Here is a 16,843-nt window from a genome sequence, read left to right on the forward strand (position 1 = left end):
ATGAGGGGCACCCTTTCTATATTTCTGGATATGTGATTGTGATGTTAGGCCACTTACTTTGCCAATTCTTTTTTATAACTCTGTTTTTGTACATATGTAATCGTTCTTTCGATTCAAGAAAATGAGCTGTTGGTCTCACTTGTAAGGAAAGGACATCTTCAATACCACATGGGGCTGTTAATAGGACGTTGTTTAGTTCATCAAGTGTAACTCCTAAAGCTGTTGCTGTTTCAGGAAATTTAGAAATAGCATCAACAGAAGAAGAATATGGTGGCATATTATTCACTACATGCATACGAGCTTGATTTTTTACAGACCAAGGGATAGTAGCATCAATATTCATTAATTTCGTTTCTAATGATTGTTCGTATATCTCATCTTGATGTAGACTATCATAATAAATTACATCAACATCAGGCATAGCCGTTTTAGCTTCATAGTCATGTAAAGTATCCCAAATTTTAGAACGAACAAAGCCGGCACAAACCCACCAATCAGGTAACTCTAGTGATTTTGCCATTTGTAATACATTCATCATCCATTCGTCGTTTTCTATTAAGCGAATGATATCTTGTTCTGTTTGTATAGTCATTTGTTATCTCACCTGCTTTTTTTTAGAGAGTAAATTTAATTCATAAGCTTTATAATCCATGTAATCCAGTAAGCACCTGGTATGAATAACAGTTGAGCAAGTAATGTACCAAAAAGTCTAGAAATCATTAGCCAAGCATACATTTTACTCATTGCTTCAGCACCTTCTTCTGATTGAAGAGCTCTCTCTGTTAAAAGAGCAATACGTGGATCTAGTAGCACTGTTAATAAAATAGTAGCAAAACCATTAATAAGACCAGAAGCTGTAGTGGCTTTTGTTGCGAAAGCTGGAATTAAAAAAGAAGCATATAGTGCGGAAAGAACTCCCGCTGTATAAATTGCAGTAGCGAACATGTTAATAAGCATTATACGCTTTGGAATACCGCCGATACGCAGTCTATGAATCATTTCTAACTTTGGAAAGCGGACATATTTTTTTGTGTACTTTAATTTTTGAATGTTATTCGTTTTCATCATTCGAATGAAAGAACCGTCTGTTTCAAAGTTTTGAATGACATATCCAAATAGTTTTGTCAAAGTTGGATACAGTATAATCGCAAACAATGTACCGATAGAAGCAGATAATAGTACAAGACGTATAATATGCTCTAAATCAATAGAAGGATCTAGTTTTGCTTCGTCCACAATCCCGCCAAGTAAAAAGGCTTGTAGTAAGTTTGACGTTCTTGAAATGAGTAATACGATTCCTACGACGGATAATGCGACAGCAATCTTCTTTAAACGAACCCCCGCTAATCGAATACTATAAGAGCTTGTTTCAACTGCGTGGATTACAATTGTGAAAGCCATTATAAAAATTAACGTAATTGACATTTGTTTCACCAGTTTCTATTAAAATAATTGTAACTTTTTTACTTTATCATATCTATCGTATTTTGTAACTGAAAGTATGTGACATATGGAAATTGATTTTTCGAAAAAATAGATAATGATAGTATAATAGGGAGAAGTGGAAGAGATGTTAGCAGTTATTTATACAGCAAATTAAGTGGAGGAATGAAACATGTATAAAACATTTCTATTTGATTTAGATGGAACTTTAACGGATCCGAAAGAAGGGATTGTAAATTCGGTTTTGTATGCGTTAAAAAAAGTAGGAATTGAAGAAGTACATATAAGTGAGTTAGATTCATTTATAGGTCCTCCTATTCAGCAATCATTCGTAGAGAGATATAATATGAGTGAAGGAGAGGTTGAACGTGCAGTTTTTTACTTCCGTGAGTATTTAAAGCAGCGTGGATTGTTTGAAAATAATGTATACGAGGGGATTCTGAAGCTCTTGCAACAATTAAAAAGTTCAGGAAATCGCATATTCGTAGCTACTTCAAAGCCCACTGTATTTGCGAAACAAGTTATAGAGCATTTTCAATTAACGAATTATTTCGAAGATATCATTGGAAGTAATTTAGATGGTACGAGAATAAAAAAAGAAGAAATAATTGCTCATATTTTACAAACAAATGAAGAACTAAATAAAGAAGAAATGATAATGATTGGTGATAGAAAGCACGATATAATAGGTGCGAATCAGAATGGAATTGCTTCAATTGGTGTTTTATATGGCTATGGCTGTGAGAAAGAACTGACTGAAGTTAGTGCGACTTACATAGTGAAAGATGTTGAAGAACTGTATCATTTTTGTGCAGAAAAAAGTTTAATAAATTAGTAAATATAGATGCTAGCAATCCCTTTATAACGTATGATGAGGAATTCGTTTCTGTTTAAAGGGATTTTTCATATGTAATCGAATATTTATAATTAGACATTTTTAGCATGAAAAAATTGTATGAATAAGAGGAGGGATGTCAGAATTAAAAGATTAGTAGAAGTTTATCGATAAAATTTAGAATATTCTGTTTAATGGAGGGGTAAAATTGGAGTTAGTTATTATATTATTAGCACTAAGTTTACTTATGTTCGTAGCATACAGAGGCTTTTCTGTTATTCTATTCGCACCAATATTTGCATTATTTGCAGTATTTTTGACAGAACCTAGTTATGTATTACCTTTCTTTTCTAATATCTTTATGGAGAAAATGGTTGGATTTATAAAGTTATATTTTCCTGTGTTTTTATTAGGAGCAATATTTGGAAAAGTAGTGGAAATGTCAGGAATTGCAGATTCTATCGCAAAAACGATTATTGAGTTAGTTGGTGAAAAACGTACTATATTAGCGATTGTATTAATGGGGGCTATTTTAACGTATAGTGGTGTTAGTGTGTATGTAGTAGTGTTTGCTGTTTATCCGTTCGCAGCTAAGTTGTTTCGACAAGCTAATATTCCAAAACGTTTAATCCCTGGAACGATTGTTCTTGGAGCAGTAACGTTTACAATGGATGCGCTACCTGGATCACCACAAATTCAAAATGTAATACCTACAACATTTTTTAAAACGGATATTTATGCTGCACCGATACTTGGGATTGTAGGAGCAATTTTTGTTCTTACATTAGGTTTACTATATTTAGAGAGTAGACGTAAGAAGGCAAAAGCAGCAGGTGAAGGATATTTTGGTTTTAATGATGGAAATACTGAAATGGCAGCATCTTTGCAATTAGAACAAAAAAATATGCCATTAATTAATAACATTGAAATCACAAGAGCACAACAACTTATTGCATTTATACCACTTATTTTAGTAGGTGTAATGAATAAAGTGTTTACTATTATGATACCGAAGTGGTATCCAAGCGGTTTTGATTTTTCTGCAATTGGTATGAAAGCATTTGGAAAAGTAGAATTAAGTGCAGTAGTAGGAATCTGGTCTGTAGAATTGGCACTTATTATAGGGATCTTAACAACGTTATTATTATATTGGAAGCGAGTAGTAACAGGTTTCCAAGCTGGATTGAATACAAGTATTGGTGGAGCACTACTTGCAACGATGAATACAGGAGCTGAGTTTGGATTCGGTGGTGTCATTGCAGCACTTCCAGGCTTCGCAATTATGAGAGATGGTATCTCTGCTACTTTCACAAATCCGTTAGTGAATGGTGCAGTAACGACGAATATTTTAGCTGGAATTACAGGCTCTGCATCAGGAGGTATGGGAATAGTATTAAGTGCAATGGGAGATAAATTTATTGCAGCGGCCAATCAATTTGATATTCCATTAGAAGTTATGCACCGTATCGTATCAATGGCATCAGGAGGAATGGATACACTACCGCATAACGGGGCTATTATTACTATTCTTACAGTAACAGGATTAACACATAAACAGTCCTATAAAGATATATTTGCTATTACAATTTTGAAAACGGTTGCTGTATTTTTAGTTATCGCGTTCTATACTTTAACAGGACTCTATTAAACATTCGAATCGTAAAGATTCATCAAATCGATAATTTATATCATAAAATATTAATTAGGATAAGAAGGGGTGGAGTACTTGCAAGAGGTTTCTGAGTTTCGTATGCCAAAGTCGGTATTATATGGAAGGAATTCGCTTGAAAAACTGGGAGAACAATCAAAAAAGTTAGGGAAAAGAGCTTTTATAGTTACTGATACAATTATGGAGAAATTAGGATATGTTGAAAAGTGTATGCAACAACTAAATAAGAAAGGTATTACTGTTAGTACATATAATAAAGTGGATGCTGAGCCTACAAATATACATGTATTAGAAGCGTTATCTCTTTGCAAAGAGGAAAAGTGTGATTTTATTATCGGTATTGGTGGTGGAAGTTGTGTTGATGCTGCGAAAGCAGTAGCGGTTTTATATACAAATGGTGGAGAAGTTGAGGGTTATGTCCAAAAGGATATTGAAATAGAAAACAACCCACTACCACTTATTGCAATTCCAACAACTTCTGGTACTGGATCGGAAGTTACAAGTGTAGCAGTAATTACGAATAAAAAAACAGATGTAAAAATGATGATGAAGCATCCTAGTTTTATACCGAAAGTAGCAATTATAGATCCAGTTTTGACAAGTTCATTACCACCACAAATTACGGCAGCAACAGGAATAGATGCGTTATGTCATGCAATTGAAGCGTATATTTCTAAAGTTTCACAACCACTTACAGATGTACTAGCTCTTTCAGCTATTGAAAGTATTATGAAATATTTACGTATAGCATATGAAGATGGACGTAATATGGAGGCAAGAGAAGCGATGATGATTGCTTCCTTACAAGCTGGAATTGCATTTTCTAATGCATCAGTTACATTAGTTCATGGAATGTCAAGGCCAGTGGGAGCATTATTTCATGTACCGCATGGAATATCAAATGCCATACTATTACCTACAGTGTTAGAGTTTACAAAAACAAGTGCAATGAAAAGGTTAGCAAAAATTGGACGTAGTTTAAATAAGGATTTGTATTCGAATTCTGATGAGGAAGTAGCAGACTACACGCTTGGTGAAATAAAAAAACTTTGTTTTGATCTTCGTATTCCAAATTTAAAAGAATACGGAATCGATGAAATTGAATTTGAAAATGCTATTTCTAAAATGGCATCAGATGCAATTGAAAGTGGTAGCCCAGCTAATAACCCACGTGTTCCATCATATGATGAAATCAAAGAGCTGTATCGAGAGTGTTTTAATTATAAGTATAAAGAATTCATAAAAAAATCAGATTATTAATTTCAGAATATTCTATAAAAATTTCCTTGGAAATGAAAGTAGAATTATTCTTTATTATTTCCGTATTTTCCGTTAAAACAAGACTTTATATTCCAAACTTAAAGTCTTGTTTTATTATGTATAATATACATAATAAAACATTGTTATTAGTTTTATAAAAATAGTTTAGGTAGGTGTTTGTATGAAAACGATAGGTCTTATAGGTGGTATGAGTTGGGAATCAACTTCTGAATATTATCGAATTATTAATGAAGAAATAAAAAAGAGATTAGGAGGGCTACATTCAGCAAAATGTTTGATTAATAGTGTGGACTTTGAAGAGATTGAAAGATTCCAGTCTAGAGGAGATTGGAATGGAGCAGGTGAAGTTTTAGCGAATGCGGCGTATTCATTACAGAAGGGAGGAGCAGACTTTATAATCATTTGTACAAATACAATGCATAAGGTAGTTGGAAAAATAAAGGAGAAAATTGATATTCCAGTCTTACATATTGCCGATGCAACTGCAAAAGTAATTAAAAGAAAAGACATTCAAAAGGTTGGTCTGCTTGGAACTAAATATACAATGGAGCAAGATTTCTATAAGTCACGTATTGAAGAGCATGATATAAAAGTAATAGTACCATCAGGAACAAATAGAGAAAAAGTAAACGAAGTAATATATACAGAATTATGTTTAGGAAAAATAGTATTTCAATCTAGAGAGTATTATAAAAGGGTTATAGAAGAATTAGTACAAGAAGGAGCACAAGGAATTATATTAGGTTGTACGGAAATAGGTTTATTAATAAAACAAGAAAACGTATCAGTCCCGATATTTGATACGACCCATATACATGCAATTGAAGCAGTCAAGGTAGCTTTAGATAAATAGATTATAATTATATTATGTAAACTTAATTCATATATCTGGAAAACATTCAGAAAATATTTTATAATGTAAGTGGTTACATTTAAGGGGGAATGCGTATGTTTTCAGTTCAACCAATCGCATTTGTACATAATGAAAGAAAGGAAATAAAAGATGATGAGTGGGGAGAAGTAAGATCCCATATAACTTTAACTGAAATGTATGCAGAAGAAAGTATACAAGGGATTGAAGATTTTTCCCATATTGAAGTTGTTTTTTATTTTCATAAAGTAACTGACGAGCAAATTCAGTATTTTGCTAGACATCCTAGAAATAATAAAGATTATCCTGAAGTAGGTATTTTTGCACAGCGCGGAAAAAATCGCCCGAATCGCATAGGTGTAACAATTGTAAAGGTGATCAAAAGAGAAGGTAAATCAATTATTGTTGAGGGATTAGATGCTATTAATGGTACTCCTATATTGGATATAAAACCAATAATGAAAGAGTTTATGCCGAAAGAAGAAATACACCAGCCTAAATGGGCAACGGATATAATGAGACAGTATTGGAAGGGGAATGGAGTAAAATGAGAATATATGAGGCAACAATTGCAGATTTAGATGGACTAGCATCAGTTTTTAATAACTATCGCATGTTTTATAGGCAGGATTCTGATTTAGAAGGTGCAAAAGTATTTTTACGAAATCGAATTGAGAAAAAAGAGTCCGTTATTTTCGTAGCAGTTGAAGACGGCGAATATATTGGGTTCACACAACTATATCCATCATTTTCTTCCATTTCAATGAAAGAATTATGGATTTTAAATGATTTATTTGTACAAGCGGCGAAGCGTGGAGCCGGAACAGGTAAAAAATTATTAGAAGCTGCTAAAGAATACGCATTAGAGAATGGAGCAAAAGGTGTAAAATTGCAAACAGAGATTGATAATTTATCAGCACAACGATTATATGCTGAAAATGGTTATTTGAGAGATAATCGTTATTTCCATTACGAATTAACGTTTTAAAAAATTAAGTTGAAAGAGACATTTTCAAGAAAAAGAATTTCTTTGTAATGAGAAATTCTTTTTTATTTTTGCCTAAATTAAACATGAAGGAAACGATATTTATTTATTGTTAAACGATAAATAATATGATAAAATTATGTTATCATTAAATAAATGAGGTATTGTAAATGAATCTTAAACGAAGTTCAACAACGTTCTTAAAAGTAATTATTTTTCTTGTTGGAATTGCAGTACTTGCTTTATGCATATTTTTAGTGCCGGAAATGGCGAATTTCGCAGCGAATTTGTATCCTAATATTACTCTGATAAAATATCTTGTTTTCATTGTGATGTATGGAGCAGCTGTGCCTTTTTACGTTGCTCTTTATCAGGCTTTCAATCTTTTACAGTACATTGATGAGAACACAGCGTTCTCGGAATTATCTGTAAAGGCGTTAAAGAATATAAAGCGCTGTGCAGTTACAATCAGTGGTTTGTATGTATTAGGTTTACCACTTTTTCATTTTATAGCGAAAAAAATGGACCCTCCTATTGGGTTAGTGGGACTTATTATCGTTTTTGCTTCTCTCGTTATCGCTGTTTTTGCTGCTATCCTCCAACGACTTCTACAAGAGGCAATTAACATAAAATCAGAAAATGATTTGACGGTCTGAGGTGGCGGATATGACAATCATTATTAATATTGACGTCATGTTAGCAAAACGAAAAATGAGTGTAACGGAGCTTTCGGAGAAGGTTGGAATTACGATGGCGAATCTTTCTATTTTGAAAAATGGGAAAGCAAAAGCGGTTCGTTTTTCAACATTAGAAGCGATATGTAAAGCTTTGGAGTGTCAGCCAGGGGATATTTTGGAGTATAAAAACGATGAGAATACTCAATAAAAAAAGATAACAAATGTAAATAATAGAAGTCAATAAAGAAGGGATAGCCACTAAGCTATTCCTTCTTTACGTTAATTGCTGTTACTAATAAAAAATAAAATTTGAATTGCAATGTTTGCGTATCAAAAGGGAACTTGCTACCTTTTGAGGTAATCCGTTTTGTGGAAGACAATTATTTGCCAAAAAGGCTATTTTAACTATGTTTTAAATTATTTTGAGTGCATCAAAATCTTCATTTGTATTATAGTTGATTTAAAACCCAGTTTGTTGCATCTTCAAAGTTATCTGCAATGTAGTTTGGTTCAATATGTGCCCATTTGTCTCGGTACGTATGCAAAGCATCATACCCAGCGCCTGTTCGGACTAGAATTGTTGTCGCATTTACTTTTGCTCCTGCAACAATATCAGTCCAGCGATCACCAACTACAGCACATTGTGTTAAATCAAGCCCATGTTTTTTTGCTGCTTTAAGCAGCATGCCTGTACTTGGTTTACGGCATTCACAACCATCACCGTGTTTATGAGGACATACATAAATATCATCAAAACCGAAGCCTTCTAATTCTTGTACAAAATCGGCTACAGTTGCTATTCCATCTGCGATACCAGGTTGATTTGTGAAAGAGAAAATTTTTATATTTTTAGCTTTTAGTTTTTGCAAGGATGTTTTTGTGAATGGAAATAATGTAAAAGATCCTGGATAATGTATTGTAGTGTCACCACCAATTGTACCGTCACGATCAATGAAAATTGCTTTAATGTTTGTCATAGTTATAGTCCCTTCAATTATAAGTAGTTTAAAAATGTTTTACAAATCGGTAGCCATTTACTTCATATCCTAATTTTTTGTAAAAAGGATGAGCTTCTACTCTTTTTGTTCCACTAACTAGCCATGTGCCAATGCAATTATGTTTCTTTGCTAATTGCTCTGCATAATCCATCAACACTTGTCCAATGCCTTTCCGTCGTATGTTAGAATCGACGCTAATAATTGAAATCTCTCCATAACGTGTTACATCTTCTAAATTTTCACGTATACGAAATCCAAGTAATCCAAATATAGCTTCTTCTTCCTCGTAAACATATAAAAAATCAAACGGACTCATTTGTACGAATTGTAATCGGTTGTTCATATCTTCATAGGAAATAGAGGAACCTTTTAATTCTTTCGTTAAAGAACAAAGTGCGTCTATATCATCTATCGTTGCTTCACGAATTTGAAAAGACATATTATCCACTCCAATAAAATGTAATCAAACATTTAATATTCTGTTAAAAAATGTTTTTTCCTGCTATGAAAATAAATATTTTATAATGATATATAGATAGTTATATGTTATTCTTTTCCTTGATTGTATTGGAAATGGAAAGAGGGGAAATGCATGTTAGAAGTAAATATCCGCTCAGCCGGATATGAAATAGGCGAAAAAACAATTCATGATATAGCTTTTTCTATTGAAAAAGGTGAACTAGTTGCTCTTATTGGAGCAAATGGTGCTGGGAAGAGTACGACGATAAAAACGATGCTCGGATTACTTGTAAATATGGACGGTGAAATATCATTCGGTAAAAAGAAAAATCCGTATGCATACGTGCCAGAACATCCAACATACTATGATTACTTGACGCTCTGGGAACATATTGAATTATTAATGGCTGCTCGTGGAAGTGAAATGGGAAGCTGGGAAGAACGAGCGGAACAATTATTACATACTTTTCGAATGGATAAGCATAAACATGAGTATTTATCAAAGTTTTCAAAAGGTATGAAACAAAAATCGATGCTAATATTGGCGTTTTTAACTGAGCCAGATTTTTATATCATTGATGAACCCTTTATCGGTTTAGATCCAGTAGCTACGAAAGAGTTTTTAAGTTATTTATATAAAGAAAAAGAGCGCGGAGCAGGAATTTTACTTTGTACGCACGTATTGGATACTGCTGAAAAAATTTGTGAAAGATTTTTACTCATTTCACAAGGTACATTAGTCGCAGATGGACATTTAGAATCTATTCAAATGTTAGCGGAAATGCCGGGTAGCTCATTACTAGACTGCTTTGATGTAATCGTAAGGCGTGAACAACATGATTAAACAACAATTTTATAAAAGATTACGCCATGAGCTTCAGCGGAAGTGGAAGTCTATACGTTCGGTAACAGATTGGACAGTCGCATTATATATTATTATACCAGCACTTATATTTATGGGAATCTATTATAGGTCACTATGGATAAATGAATTATCAACGGAAGAGACGATTTATTTCGGATTAGGATTACTCGCATTTTATCTAGTAACATATCCGAGAGGAGTTCGTTCATTTTTTGAGCAAGCGGATAGTTTATTTTTAATTTCGTATGCAACACATATGCAAAAATTAGTCCAGTATGGCATGATGTACACATTTGTTCGAATAGCGATAACGAATATAATATTAGTCGTTATTATGTTACCGGTGTTGATGAAAAGTATCGGAGTAACAGAGATACAAGTCCTATTATTTTGGGTATTCTTTACTATATTTCGATTTATGATGTCGTTGTTAACGAGATTTATTCATGTACATGCGGAGAAACGATGGGTTTTATGGATTGTAAAAAATGTAGTATTTTCTATGAGCGTGTCCTTTTTGGGAATTAGTTTATTTTTTATTTATAAAAATCCATTTTATTCAATTCTATTTATCGGTTTAGTAATTTTCTTAAGTAGTGTATTAGTAAAAGCGAAAATGAATTATAAAAAGTTCTTTTTTAAAGAAATTAAGAAAGAAAAGGAGGAAAGCATGCGCTGGACGAGCGGAATTATGCAAGTTGGTGGTCATGCGGCTAAACCGAGTAGTTCGAATAAAAAACCGTGGATGTTTCCGTACTCTAAAAGACTATTAGGAAAAAAAGCTGATTCTCGTATTGTCGAATCTTTTTTGAAAGAATTTTTCCGTACAAGTACTGCACGAATATTTTATATTCAAATTGTATGTATCAGTACTGCAAGTATAATTATGACTCCTAGGTGGATTGCAGCTATTGTTCTCGTATTTGCTGTAGTTGCAATTTCTCGCTATGCACGTGATTATTGGAATGAATTTACGAATAAGATGTTTCTTCATTTATATTGTGATGAAGGGAACTTACTTTTGTTAAGATGGAAGGCAAATCGTTATTTACTACTACCAGCAATACTTTTGTATGGAATAGTTATACTTGCCCAGTTTTATTTATTGCCAGCTGTGATTGGTGGCATTATTTTTATTTTATTAATTGTATGGATTGTATTTTTACCATTAAAAAAGAGCCATTGACGGCTCTTTTTCTAGTCTGTAACACATTGATAAATAAAATATACTAAAACGAGTATGCTTGCGGCGGAATACATGACATCTAAAGTCATTCAAGTGCCTCCTCAATATTGTGGTATTAATATTGTATGAAATCTTACAATTTCATATTCAAGTGAAAAATATGTGAACGTTAACAAAATTGTAAAGTGCAAAAATTATAATCATTTTGTATAATAGAAGAAACCACCGTTATATAAAAAATAATGAGTGAAAGGGGAGGGAACATAAATGCCAAATTGGTTTAGAAAAACCTTAGTCGCATTAATTACCGTATTTACATTTGGTTTAGTGACGCCTCCTTCCATATTGCTTGATAATGCCAAAGCTGCGGACAAGCCTACGAGCACAGCTGGGCAACAAAATTTGGAGAGTACGTCCTATACATATGAAGAAACGAATGACAGGTTAACCACCGATACTTTTATTACTTATGCGATGCAAGAAGCAGAAAAACAGTCGATGCAAAAGTTTGGTACTAAAATTGGCCCAGTAATTGAAGATGAATTTAAAGATGTAATATTACCAAAGATTGAAGAGGCAATTGCTGAACTTGCCAATGATGTACCAGAGGAGTCATTGCAATCATTAGCGATTTCTCAAAGACCAGCTGGTGGAAATAATGAAAAGATTTTTCACGTCTACGATACGAAAACAGGAAATGACTTATTGCGTTTCCATGTAAGAAGAGATCATCCACCGCAAGATGGTTATTATTTTAATTTCCACTATCATCGTTTTGATGATGGATACTCTGGACATCATGAGTTAGGGAATATTTATTGGAATACGAATGTACCGCCAAAATGGTTGTCTTAAAAAGAACAAGAGAAAATCTTGTTCTTTTTTTATGTTTATAGAAGGGTAAGACAACTATGGTGTTGAATATGATAGGTTTAGAAAAAAAGCAGCAAAGGGAGTATGGGAATGCAAAAATATATTGTTTTTGACTTTGATGGCACATTAGTAGATTCACAAAATATATTTGTACCAATTTATAATCAACTTGCTGAAAAACACGGGTATAAAACGGTAAGGGAAGAAGAAATTGAGTATTTACGTAAATTAACGATGTCAGAGAGATGTAAACAACTCGATGTACCACTGTACAAACTACCGATATTAGCGTTAGAGTTTTATAAATTATATCAGCCTGCTATAAAAGATCTCGTTTTATTCCATGGAATGAAGGATGTATTAGATGAACTACATAAAAAAGGATACGGTATTGCGGTTATATCATCTAATTCAGAAGAGCATATTCGAGCATTTTTACAAAAGAATGATATAGAAAATATACAAGAAGTGTATTGTTCTAAAAATTTGTTCGGTAAAGACAAGATGATAAAAAGATTTTTAAAATCGAAAAAAATAACTGAGAAAGATATGTTATACATTGGTGATGAACAGCGAGATGTAGCAGCTTGTAAAAAGGCTGGGGTGAATGTAATTTGGGTATCTTGGGGATATGATGTTATTGAAACAGTGAAAAAAGACGCACCCGATTATATGGTTCATAAGCCGATGGAAATTGTGCAAGTAGTACAAGGAGTGTATTCATCATATTGAATTTTGAGTAGCAAATTTAGAGGAATCCATTTCTTATTATGATAAGTTGTTTCCGATAATTGGATGGAGAAAGTTAAATGAAGTAGCATATAGCACGGGAGAAAGTGAAATATAATTTAAAGAAGTAGATGAGGAAATCGTAAGGACGTTAGGTCCTAGACATATTTGTTATCAAGCTATTCATAGAGAAGTAGTTGATGAAGTAGTAGATTTTCTTTCTAGTACGAAAGTGAAGGTAATACGTGGTTTAATTGAAATGAATCATTATTCAGAAGGGTACTATACGATTGATTTTTACGATCCGAATGGATTTATTGTAGAAGTAGCCTATACACCAAATGCAGAAATATAAGGGGAATAGATATGAAGATAATTACAGCACGGCAAAACAATATACAAATTGTAAAAGATGCAGCGAATATTGAAGAAATTTCTAAAGGTTTCTCTCCAGATAAGAAATATGTAATTACGAATGCAAATAATGAAAAATATTTATTTCGGACAGGAGATATAAAAGAGTATGAAAGAAAGAAAATAGAGTTTCAAATTTTAAATGAAATGGTAAAACGTAACGTACAGGTACAAAGGCCAATTGAAATAGGTATATTGGAAGAAGAAGGTGTATGCTATAGTATTTTTTCATATTTAGAAGGGGAAGATGCGAAGAAGCTATTGCCTACGTATTCACCAAAAGAACAATATGATATTGGCATAGAGGCAGGAAAAGATTTAGCAAAAATGCATACATATGAAGCTCCTAATGATATACTTCCATGGCATGAAAGAGCAATGAAAAAACATAGTAAATATTTAGAAGCATACAAAACATGCGGAATAAAAATAAAAAATGATGATAAGATTATTAAGTTTATAGATGAAAATGAAATGTATGTAAAGGATCGCCCAAATCGATTTCAACACGATGATTTTCATTTAGAAAATATAATTGTACGGGATGGGAAATATGTAGGTGTAGTTGATTTTAATGGTTATGACTGGGGCGATCCACTGCATGATTTCGTGAAAATTGCACTATTTGCAAGGGACATTAGTATTCCGTATTCAATCGGACAAATAGAAGGATACTTTAATAGGAGAATACCAGAGGAGTTCTGGAAATTATATGCGGTGTACGTTGGCATGACAGTTTTCTCATCAGTTGTCTGGACATTAAGAGCAGCACCACATATGTTGGATGATACGTTAGAGCGTCTTACTATTGTATTGGAAGATCATAAAAACTTTGAGTTATCAAAACCAAGTTGGTTTCAACCAGATAAGATTGATATGAAATAGAAAAGGTAGGTGTGATTCGCACCTACCTTTATTTTTTACCATCAAAATACTTATTTAATTTTCTTAAATGTAAGCGGCTGTGTACTTAACATAGCAGGTACATGTAACTGAAGGGATGGGAATTCACCACTTATATTCATTTCATAAGCGAATAATAAGCTCATTTTCATTTGGAATAAGTCAACTTTTGCGGAGAAGATGTCGTAATGATGATGCCCTAATTGAATATCCATTTCCATAAATTGTACATATAACGAATCATCTCGTTTATATACTTGTAATGTTCCGTATGCAGGATGTTCAAAAGTACCAGTATAATCCTCTAACTTGTGCGAAGGTGTAGTCCCTTTAATTTGTTCAGGGAGGGATTCAGTTGCTTCTTTCATCATTTCCTTCATTTTTTTAGTATCTTCTACAGCACGTTTATGCCAATCAATGGATTCTAATTCAAGTAGTTCGTCATAAATTTGATTAGCGAGATAAGTAGGAAGTAATGTTCCTCCAGCATTCGTTAAAATGACAAGGCCTATGTTTTCTGTTGGTATGAATGAAACAAGCGCTGAAAATCCATCGATATTACCGCCATGATGAATCACTTTTTTACCACGATAAGCGCTAATAAACCAACCAAGACCGTAACTATTTAATGGAGATTCAGGGAGTGATAAAACCGGTTGGTCTGGAATTGAATTGTGTGGTGTATACATTTGTTGTAATAATTCAGAGGAGATTAATTCATGATCTCCAAATTTTCCTTCATTTAAGTGGAGAAGTACCCAATTTGCCATATCTTCAATTGTGGAATTAATACACCCAGCAGCGCCAACTGTATCGATGTTACGGAATGGAACTGCTTTTATTTCACCGTCATTTTCAATGTAAGGTAAAGCGTAATCATCTGTAGTTTGTGAATCGTTAACAGAGAAGTTTGTATGTCTCATATTTAAAGGTTCTAAAATATGTTCTGTAGTGTATTGCTCCCACGTTTGATTTGTAATGTTTTCAACAATGTAGCTAATTGTTGCATACATTAAGTTGTTATATAGAAATGCAGTCCGGAACGGTGCATCAAGTGGTAAATGTTTAATTTTTTCAACGAGATCTTTTCGAGATAAGGAAGAACTGTACCAAAGAGCCTCATGACGACTCACTCCAGTACGATGAGAAGCTAAATCCCGTCCTGTAACTTGTGAGCTAGCAAGTAGTTCAGATAAAGTAAAGTTAGGTATATAAGACTGGATAGGGGTATCCCAATTAAACTTTTTTTGCTGTGCTAACAAGCTTAATGAAAGTGTGCCAAATGCTTTCGTTGAGGAACCGATTGCGAATCGAGTATTCGGTGTAACAGCCTCTTTTGTTTCTATATTACGATAGCCAAAACCTTCTGAAATAATAACCTCACCGTCTTTTATAACAGTGACAGCAGTACCAGGAACATTTAAATCCTTCATCATTTTTTCAACCGTTGTTTGTAAAGAAGTCATAACAGGCGTTTCAATTTTAGACATACTTCTAACCTCCAAATATAAATTTTGTTCTACCGCACTATACTTTCGGTAATAGAAAATGAAAACCTTTTTAAATTTGGAAAGTTAATAATTTTGTAAGAATTAGCGGAAGAAATTTTATTAATTAGGATTATTAAATTTACCATTTTTCATGTTATGATAAATTGCATATACGATTGAAAGAAGGTTTTCCTACATATGAAACATGCTGAAAATGAATACTTAAATTTATGCCGCCATGTAATGGAACATGGTACGAAGAAAGAAGATCGTACAGGGACAGGAACTGTATCTGTATTTGGATATCAAATGCGTTTTGATTTGAGTAAAGGATTTCCTTTATTAACGACAAAAAGAGTACCATTTCGCCTTGTAGCAAGTGAACTACTTTGGTTTATGAAAGGTGATACAAATATTCGCTATTTATTGCAGCATAATAATAATATTTGGAATGAATGGGCGTTTAAGAGCTGGGTAGAAAGTGATGAGTATACTGGTCCTGACATGACGGATTTTGGTCTTCGCTCACAACAAGATGAAGAATTTAAAGTACAGTACGATGAGCAGATGGAATTGTTTAAAAAGAACGTTTTAGAAGATGATGATTTCTCAAATAAATATGGTTATTTAGGAGACGTTTACGGTAAACAGTGGCGAGCTTGGAAAACGACAGCTGGTGAGACACTTGATCAATTAAAAGATGTAATTGAAATGATTAAAAAAACACCAGACTCACGTCGTTTAATCGTTTCTGCTTGGAATCCTGAAGACGTACCAAGTATGGCATTACCCCCTTGTCATACATTATTCCAGTTTTATGTAGCGGACGGAAAGCTTTCTTGTCAGCTATATCAAAGAAGTGGTGACATATTCCTTGGAATACCATTTAACATCGCAAGTTATTCACTACTAACACATTTAATTGCACACGAATGTGGTCTTGAAGTAGGGGAATTTGTTCATACAATTGGTGATGCACACATTTATACAAATCATTTTGAACAAGTAGAAAAGCAATTGGCACGTGAACCACGTCCGTTCCCGAAACTTACATTAAATCCTGATGTGAAATCTGTTTTCGATTTTGAAATGGAAGATTTAACGATTGAAGGATACGATCCGCATCCAGCAATTAAAGCACCGGTTGCAGTATAATTGTAGAGGA

The 16,843-nt window shown here is 33.3% G+C and carries 19 protein-coding genes and 1 pseudogene; 15 read left to right on the top strand and 5 right to left on the bottom strand.

Annotated elements, in window-relative coordinates:
• Positions 1 to 16: 16 nt before the first annotated feature.
• Together AC3EMB_RS10950 and AC3EMB_RS10955 are read right to left on the bottom strand one after the other, a co-directional pair.
• Entirely contained in the window at positions 17 to 592 is a 576-nt protein-coding gene (locus AC3EMB_RS10950; RefSeq protein WP_488517680.1) for a nucleotidyltransferase family protein, read from the bottom strand.
• A gap of 35 nt (positions 593 to 627) precedes the next feature.
• On the bottom strand, positions 628 to 1,425 hold the full coding sequence (locus AC3EMB_RS10955; RefSeq protein WP_488517681.1) for a lipid II flippase Amj family protein: 798 nt from the start codon (positions 1,423 to 1,425) through the stop codon (positions 628 to 630).
• Positions 1,426 to 1,615: 190 nt separating this feature from the next.
• On the opposite strand from AC3EMB_RS10955, the gene AC3EMB_RS10960 reads away from it, so the two are divergent.
• From AC3EMB_RS10960 to AC3EMB_RS10995, 8 genes are all read left to right on the top strand, one after another.
• Positions 1,616 to 2,278 (top strand): HAD family hydrolase, encoded by a 663-nt coding sequence (locus AC3EMB_RS10960; RefSeq protein WP_069355516.1) that lies wholly within the window; start codon positions 1,616 to 1,618, stop codon positions 2,276 to 2,278.
• Positions 2,279 to 2,486: 208 nt separating this feature from the next.
• Positions 2,487 to 3,926: a GntP family permease gene (locus AC3EMB_RS10965; protein ID WP_000424326.1), complete on the top strand. Its 1,440-nt coding sequence runs from the start codon at positions 2,487 to 2,489 to the stop codon at positions 3,924 to 3,926.
• Between the two features lie 78 nt (positions 3,927 to 4,004).
• Positions 4,005 to 5,207: an iron-containing alcohol dehydrogenase gene (locus tag AC3EMB_RS10970; protein ID WP_488517682.1), complete on the top strand. Its 1,203-nt coding sequence runs from the start codon at positions 4,005 to 4,007 to the stop codon at positions 5,205 to 5,207.
• Between the two features lie 181 nt (positions 5,208 to 5,388).
• On the top strand, positions 5,389 to 6,081 hold the full coding sequence (locus AC3EMB_RS10975; protein WP_089170901.1) for an aspartate/glutamate racemase family protein: 693 nt from the start codon (positions 5,389 to 5,391) through the stop codon (positions 6,079 to 6,081).
• 95 nt (positions 6,082 to 6,176) lie between these two features.
• A complete protein-coding gene (locus AC3EMB_RS10980; protein WP_488517683.1) occupies positions 6,177 to 6,650 on the top strand; it encodes an SAM-dependent methyltransferase in 474 nt (157 codons plus the stop codon).
• The gene (locus AC3EMB_RS10985) at positions 6,647 to 7,087 is read left to right on the top strand and encodes a GNAT family N-acetyltransferase (RefSeq protein ID WP_001223866.1); all 441 of its coding nucleotides are present in this window, start codon (positions 6,647 to 6,649) and stop codon (positions 7,085 to 7,087) included. The genes AC3EMB_RS10980 and AC3EMB_RS10985 overlap by 4 nt, the downstream gene beginning before the upstream one ends.
• A gap of 167 nt (positions 7,088 to 7,254) precedes the next feature.
• Positions 7,255 to 7,740 (top strand): DUF2975 domain-containing protein, encoded by a 486-nt coding sequence (locus AC3EMB_RS10990; protein ID WP_001050152.1) that lies wholly within the window; start codon positions 7,255 to 7,257, stop codon positions 7,738 to 7,740.
• Between the two features lie 10 nt (positions 7,741 to 7,750).
• Positions 7,751 to 7,969 (top strand): helix-turn-helix domain-containing protein, encoded by a 219-nt coding sequence (locus AC3EMB_RS10995; RefSeq protein ID WP_000152534.1) that lies wholly within the window; start codon positions 7,751 to 7,753, stop codon positions 7,967 to 7,969.
• A gap of 241 nt (positions 7,970 to 8,210) precedes the next feature.
• On the opposite strand, the gene AC3EMB_RS11000 is transcribed toward AC3EMB_RS10995, so the two are convergent.
• Complete coding sequence (locus AC3EMB_RS11000) at positions 8,211 to 8,738, bottom strand: HAD-IIIA family hydrolase (RefSeq protein ID WP_000181782.1); 528 nt, start codon at positions 8,736 to 8,738, stop codon at positions 8,211 to 8,213.
• Positions 8,739 to 8,766: 28 nt separating this feature from the next.
• The gene (locus AC3EMB_RS11005; protein WP_000009776.1) at positions 8,767 to 9,198 is read right to left on the bottom strand and encodes a GNAT family N-acetyltransferase; all 432 of its coding nucleotides are present in this window, start codon (positions 9,196 to 9,198) and stop codon (positions 8,767 to 8,769) included.
• Positions 9,199 to 9,351: 153 nt separating this feature from the next.
• On the opposite strand from AC3EMB_RS11005, the gene AC3EMB_RS11010 reads away from it, so the two are divergent.
• The 6 genes and pseudogenes from AC3EMB_RS11010 (at position 9,352) to AC3EMB_RS11035 (ending at position 14,170) form a co-directional block, all read left to right on the top strand.
• Complete coding sequence (locus AC3EMB_RS11010; RefSeq protein ID WP_095690998.1) at positions 9,352 to 10,062, top strand: ABC transporter ATP-binding protein; 711 nt, start codon at positions 9,352 to 9,354, stop codon at positions 10,060 to 10,062.
• Positions 10,055 to 11,269, top strand: coding sequence for an ABC transporter permease (locus tag AC3EMB_RS11015; RefSeq protein ID WP_098127198.1), 1,215 nt, complete (start codon positions 10,055 to 10,057; stop codon positions 11,267 to 11,269). Before AC3EMB_RS11010 ends, AC3EMB_RS11015 begins: the two co-directional genes overlap by 8 nt.
• A gap of 267 nt (positions 11,270 to 11,536) precedes the next feature.
• Positions 11,537 to 12,124 (top strand): YpjP family protein, encoded by a 588-nt coding sequence (locus AC3EMB_RS11020; protein ID WP_098612100.1) that lies wholly within the window; start codon positions 11,537 to 11,539, stop codon positions 12,122 to 12,124.
• 108 nt (positions 12,125 to 12,232) lie between these two features.
• Positions 12,233 to 12,874, top strand: coding sequence for an HAD family hydrolase (locus AC3EMB_RS11025; protein WP_141241074.1), 642 nt, complete (start codon positions 12,233 to 12,235; stop codon positions 12,872 to 12,874).
• Between the two features lie 28 nt (positions 12,875 to 12,902).
• A pseudogene (locus tag AC3EMB_RS11030) lies at positions 12,903 to 13,226 on the top strand (VOC family protein).
• 11 nt (positions 13,227 to 13,237) lie between these two features.
• Positions 13,238 to 14,170 (top strand): aminoglycoside phosphotransferase family protein, encoded by a 933-nt coding sequence (locus AC3EMB_RS11035; protein WP_069355520.1) that lies wholly within the window; start codon positions 13,238 to 13,240, stop codon positions 14,168 to 14,170.
• A gap of 50 nt (positions 14,171 to 14,220) precedes the next feature.
• On the opposite strand, the gene AC3EMB_RS11040 is transcribed toward AC3EMB_RS11035, so the two are convergent.
• Entirely contained in the window at positions 14,221 to 15,678 is a 1,458-nt protein-coding gene (locus tag AC3EMB_RS11040; RefSeq protein ID WP_488517684.1) for a serine hydrolase, read from the bottom strand.
• A gap of 198 nt (positions 15,679 to 15,876) precedes the next feature.
• On the opposite strand from AC3EMB_RS11040, the gene AC3EMB_RS11045 reads away from it, so the two are divergent.
• Positions 15,877 to 16,833: a thymidylate synthase gene (locus AC3EMB_RS11045; RefSeq protein ID WP_000679600.1), complete on the top strand. Its 957-nt coding sequence runs from the start codon at positions 15,877 to 15,879 to the stop codon at positions 16,831 to 16,833.
• Positions 16,834 to 16,843: the final 10 nt, after the last annotated feature.

The organism is Bacillus sp. LQ16 (genome assembly GCF_057784645.1).

Excerpts from the sequence above, each read along its gene's own strand:
- AC3EMB_RS11015 (WP_098127198.1), top strand. The coding sequence starts at position 10,055 with ATGATTAAACAACAATTTTATAAAAGATTACGCCATGAGCTTCAGCGG.
- AC3EMB_RS10995 (WP_000152534.1), top strand. The coding sequence starts at position 7,751 with ATGACAATCATTATTAATATTGACGTCATGTTAGCAAAACGAAAAATG.
- AC3EMB_RS11010 (WP_095690998.1), top strand. The coding sequence starts at position 9,352 with ATGTTAGAAGTAAATATCCGCTCAGCCGGATATGAAATAGGCGAAAAA.
- AC3EMB_RS10985 (WP_001223866.1), top strand. The coding sequence starts at position 6,647 with ATGAGAATATATGAGGCAACAATTGCAGATTTAGATGGACTAGCATCA.
- AC3EMB_RS11025 (WP_141241074.1), top strand. The coding sequence starts at position 12,233 with ATGCAAAAATATATTGTTTTTGACTTTGATGGCACATTAGTAGATTCA.
- AC3EMB_RS11040 (WP_488517684.1), bottom strand. The coding sequence starts at position 15,678 with ATGTCTAAAATTGAAACGCCTGTTATGACTTCTTTACAAACAACGGTT.
- AC3EMB_RS10990 (WP_001050152.1), top strand. The coding sequence starts at position 7,255 with ATGAATCTTAAACGAAGTTCAACAACGTTCTTAAAAGTAATTATTTTT.
- AC3EMB_RS11005 (WP_000009776.1), bottom strand. The coding sequence starts at position 9,198 with ATGTCTTTTCAAATTCGTGAAGCAACGATAGATGATATAGACGCACTT.
- AC3EMB_RS11045 (WP_000679600.1), top strand. The coding sequence starts at position 15,877 with ATGAAACATGCTGAAAATGAATACTTAAATTTATGCCGCCATGTAATG.
- AC3EMB_RS10960 (WP_069355516.1), top strand. The coding sequence starts at position 1,616 with ATGTATAAAACATTTCTATTTGATTTAGATGGAACTTTAACGGATCCG.
- AC3EMB_RS11020 (WP_098612100.1), top strand. The coding sequence starts at position 11,537 with ATGCCAAATTGGTTTAGAAAAACCTTAGTCGCATTAATTACCGTATTT.
- AC3EMB_RS11000 (WP_000181782.1), bottom strand. The coding sequence starts at position 8,738 with ATGACAAACATTAAAGCAATTTTCATTGATCGTGACGGTACAATTGGT.
- AC3EMB_RS11035 (WP_069355520.1), top strand. The coding sequence starts at position 13,238 with ATGAAGATAATTACAGCACGGCAAAACAATATACAAATTGTAAAAGAT.
- AC3EMB_RS10975 (WP_089170901.1), top strand. The coding sequence starts at position 5,389 with ATGAAAACGATAGGTCTTATAGGTGGTATGAGTTGGGAATCAACTTCT.
- AC3EMB_RS10955 (WP_488517681.1), bottom strand. The coding sequence starts at position 1,425 with ATGTCAATTACGTTAATTTTTATAATGGCTTTCACAATTGTAATCCAC.
- AC3EMB_RS10950 (WP_488517680.1), bottom strand. The coding sequence starts at position 592 with ATGACTATACAAACAGAACAAGATATCATTCGCTTAATAGAAAACGAC.
- AC3EMB_RS10980 (WP_488517683.1), top strand. The coding sequence starts at position 6,177 with ATGTTTTCAGTTCAACCAATCGCATTTGTACATAATGAAAGAAAGGAA.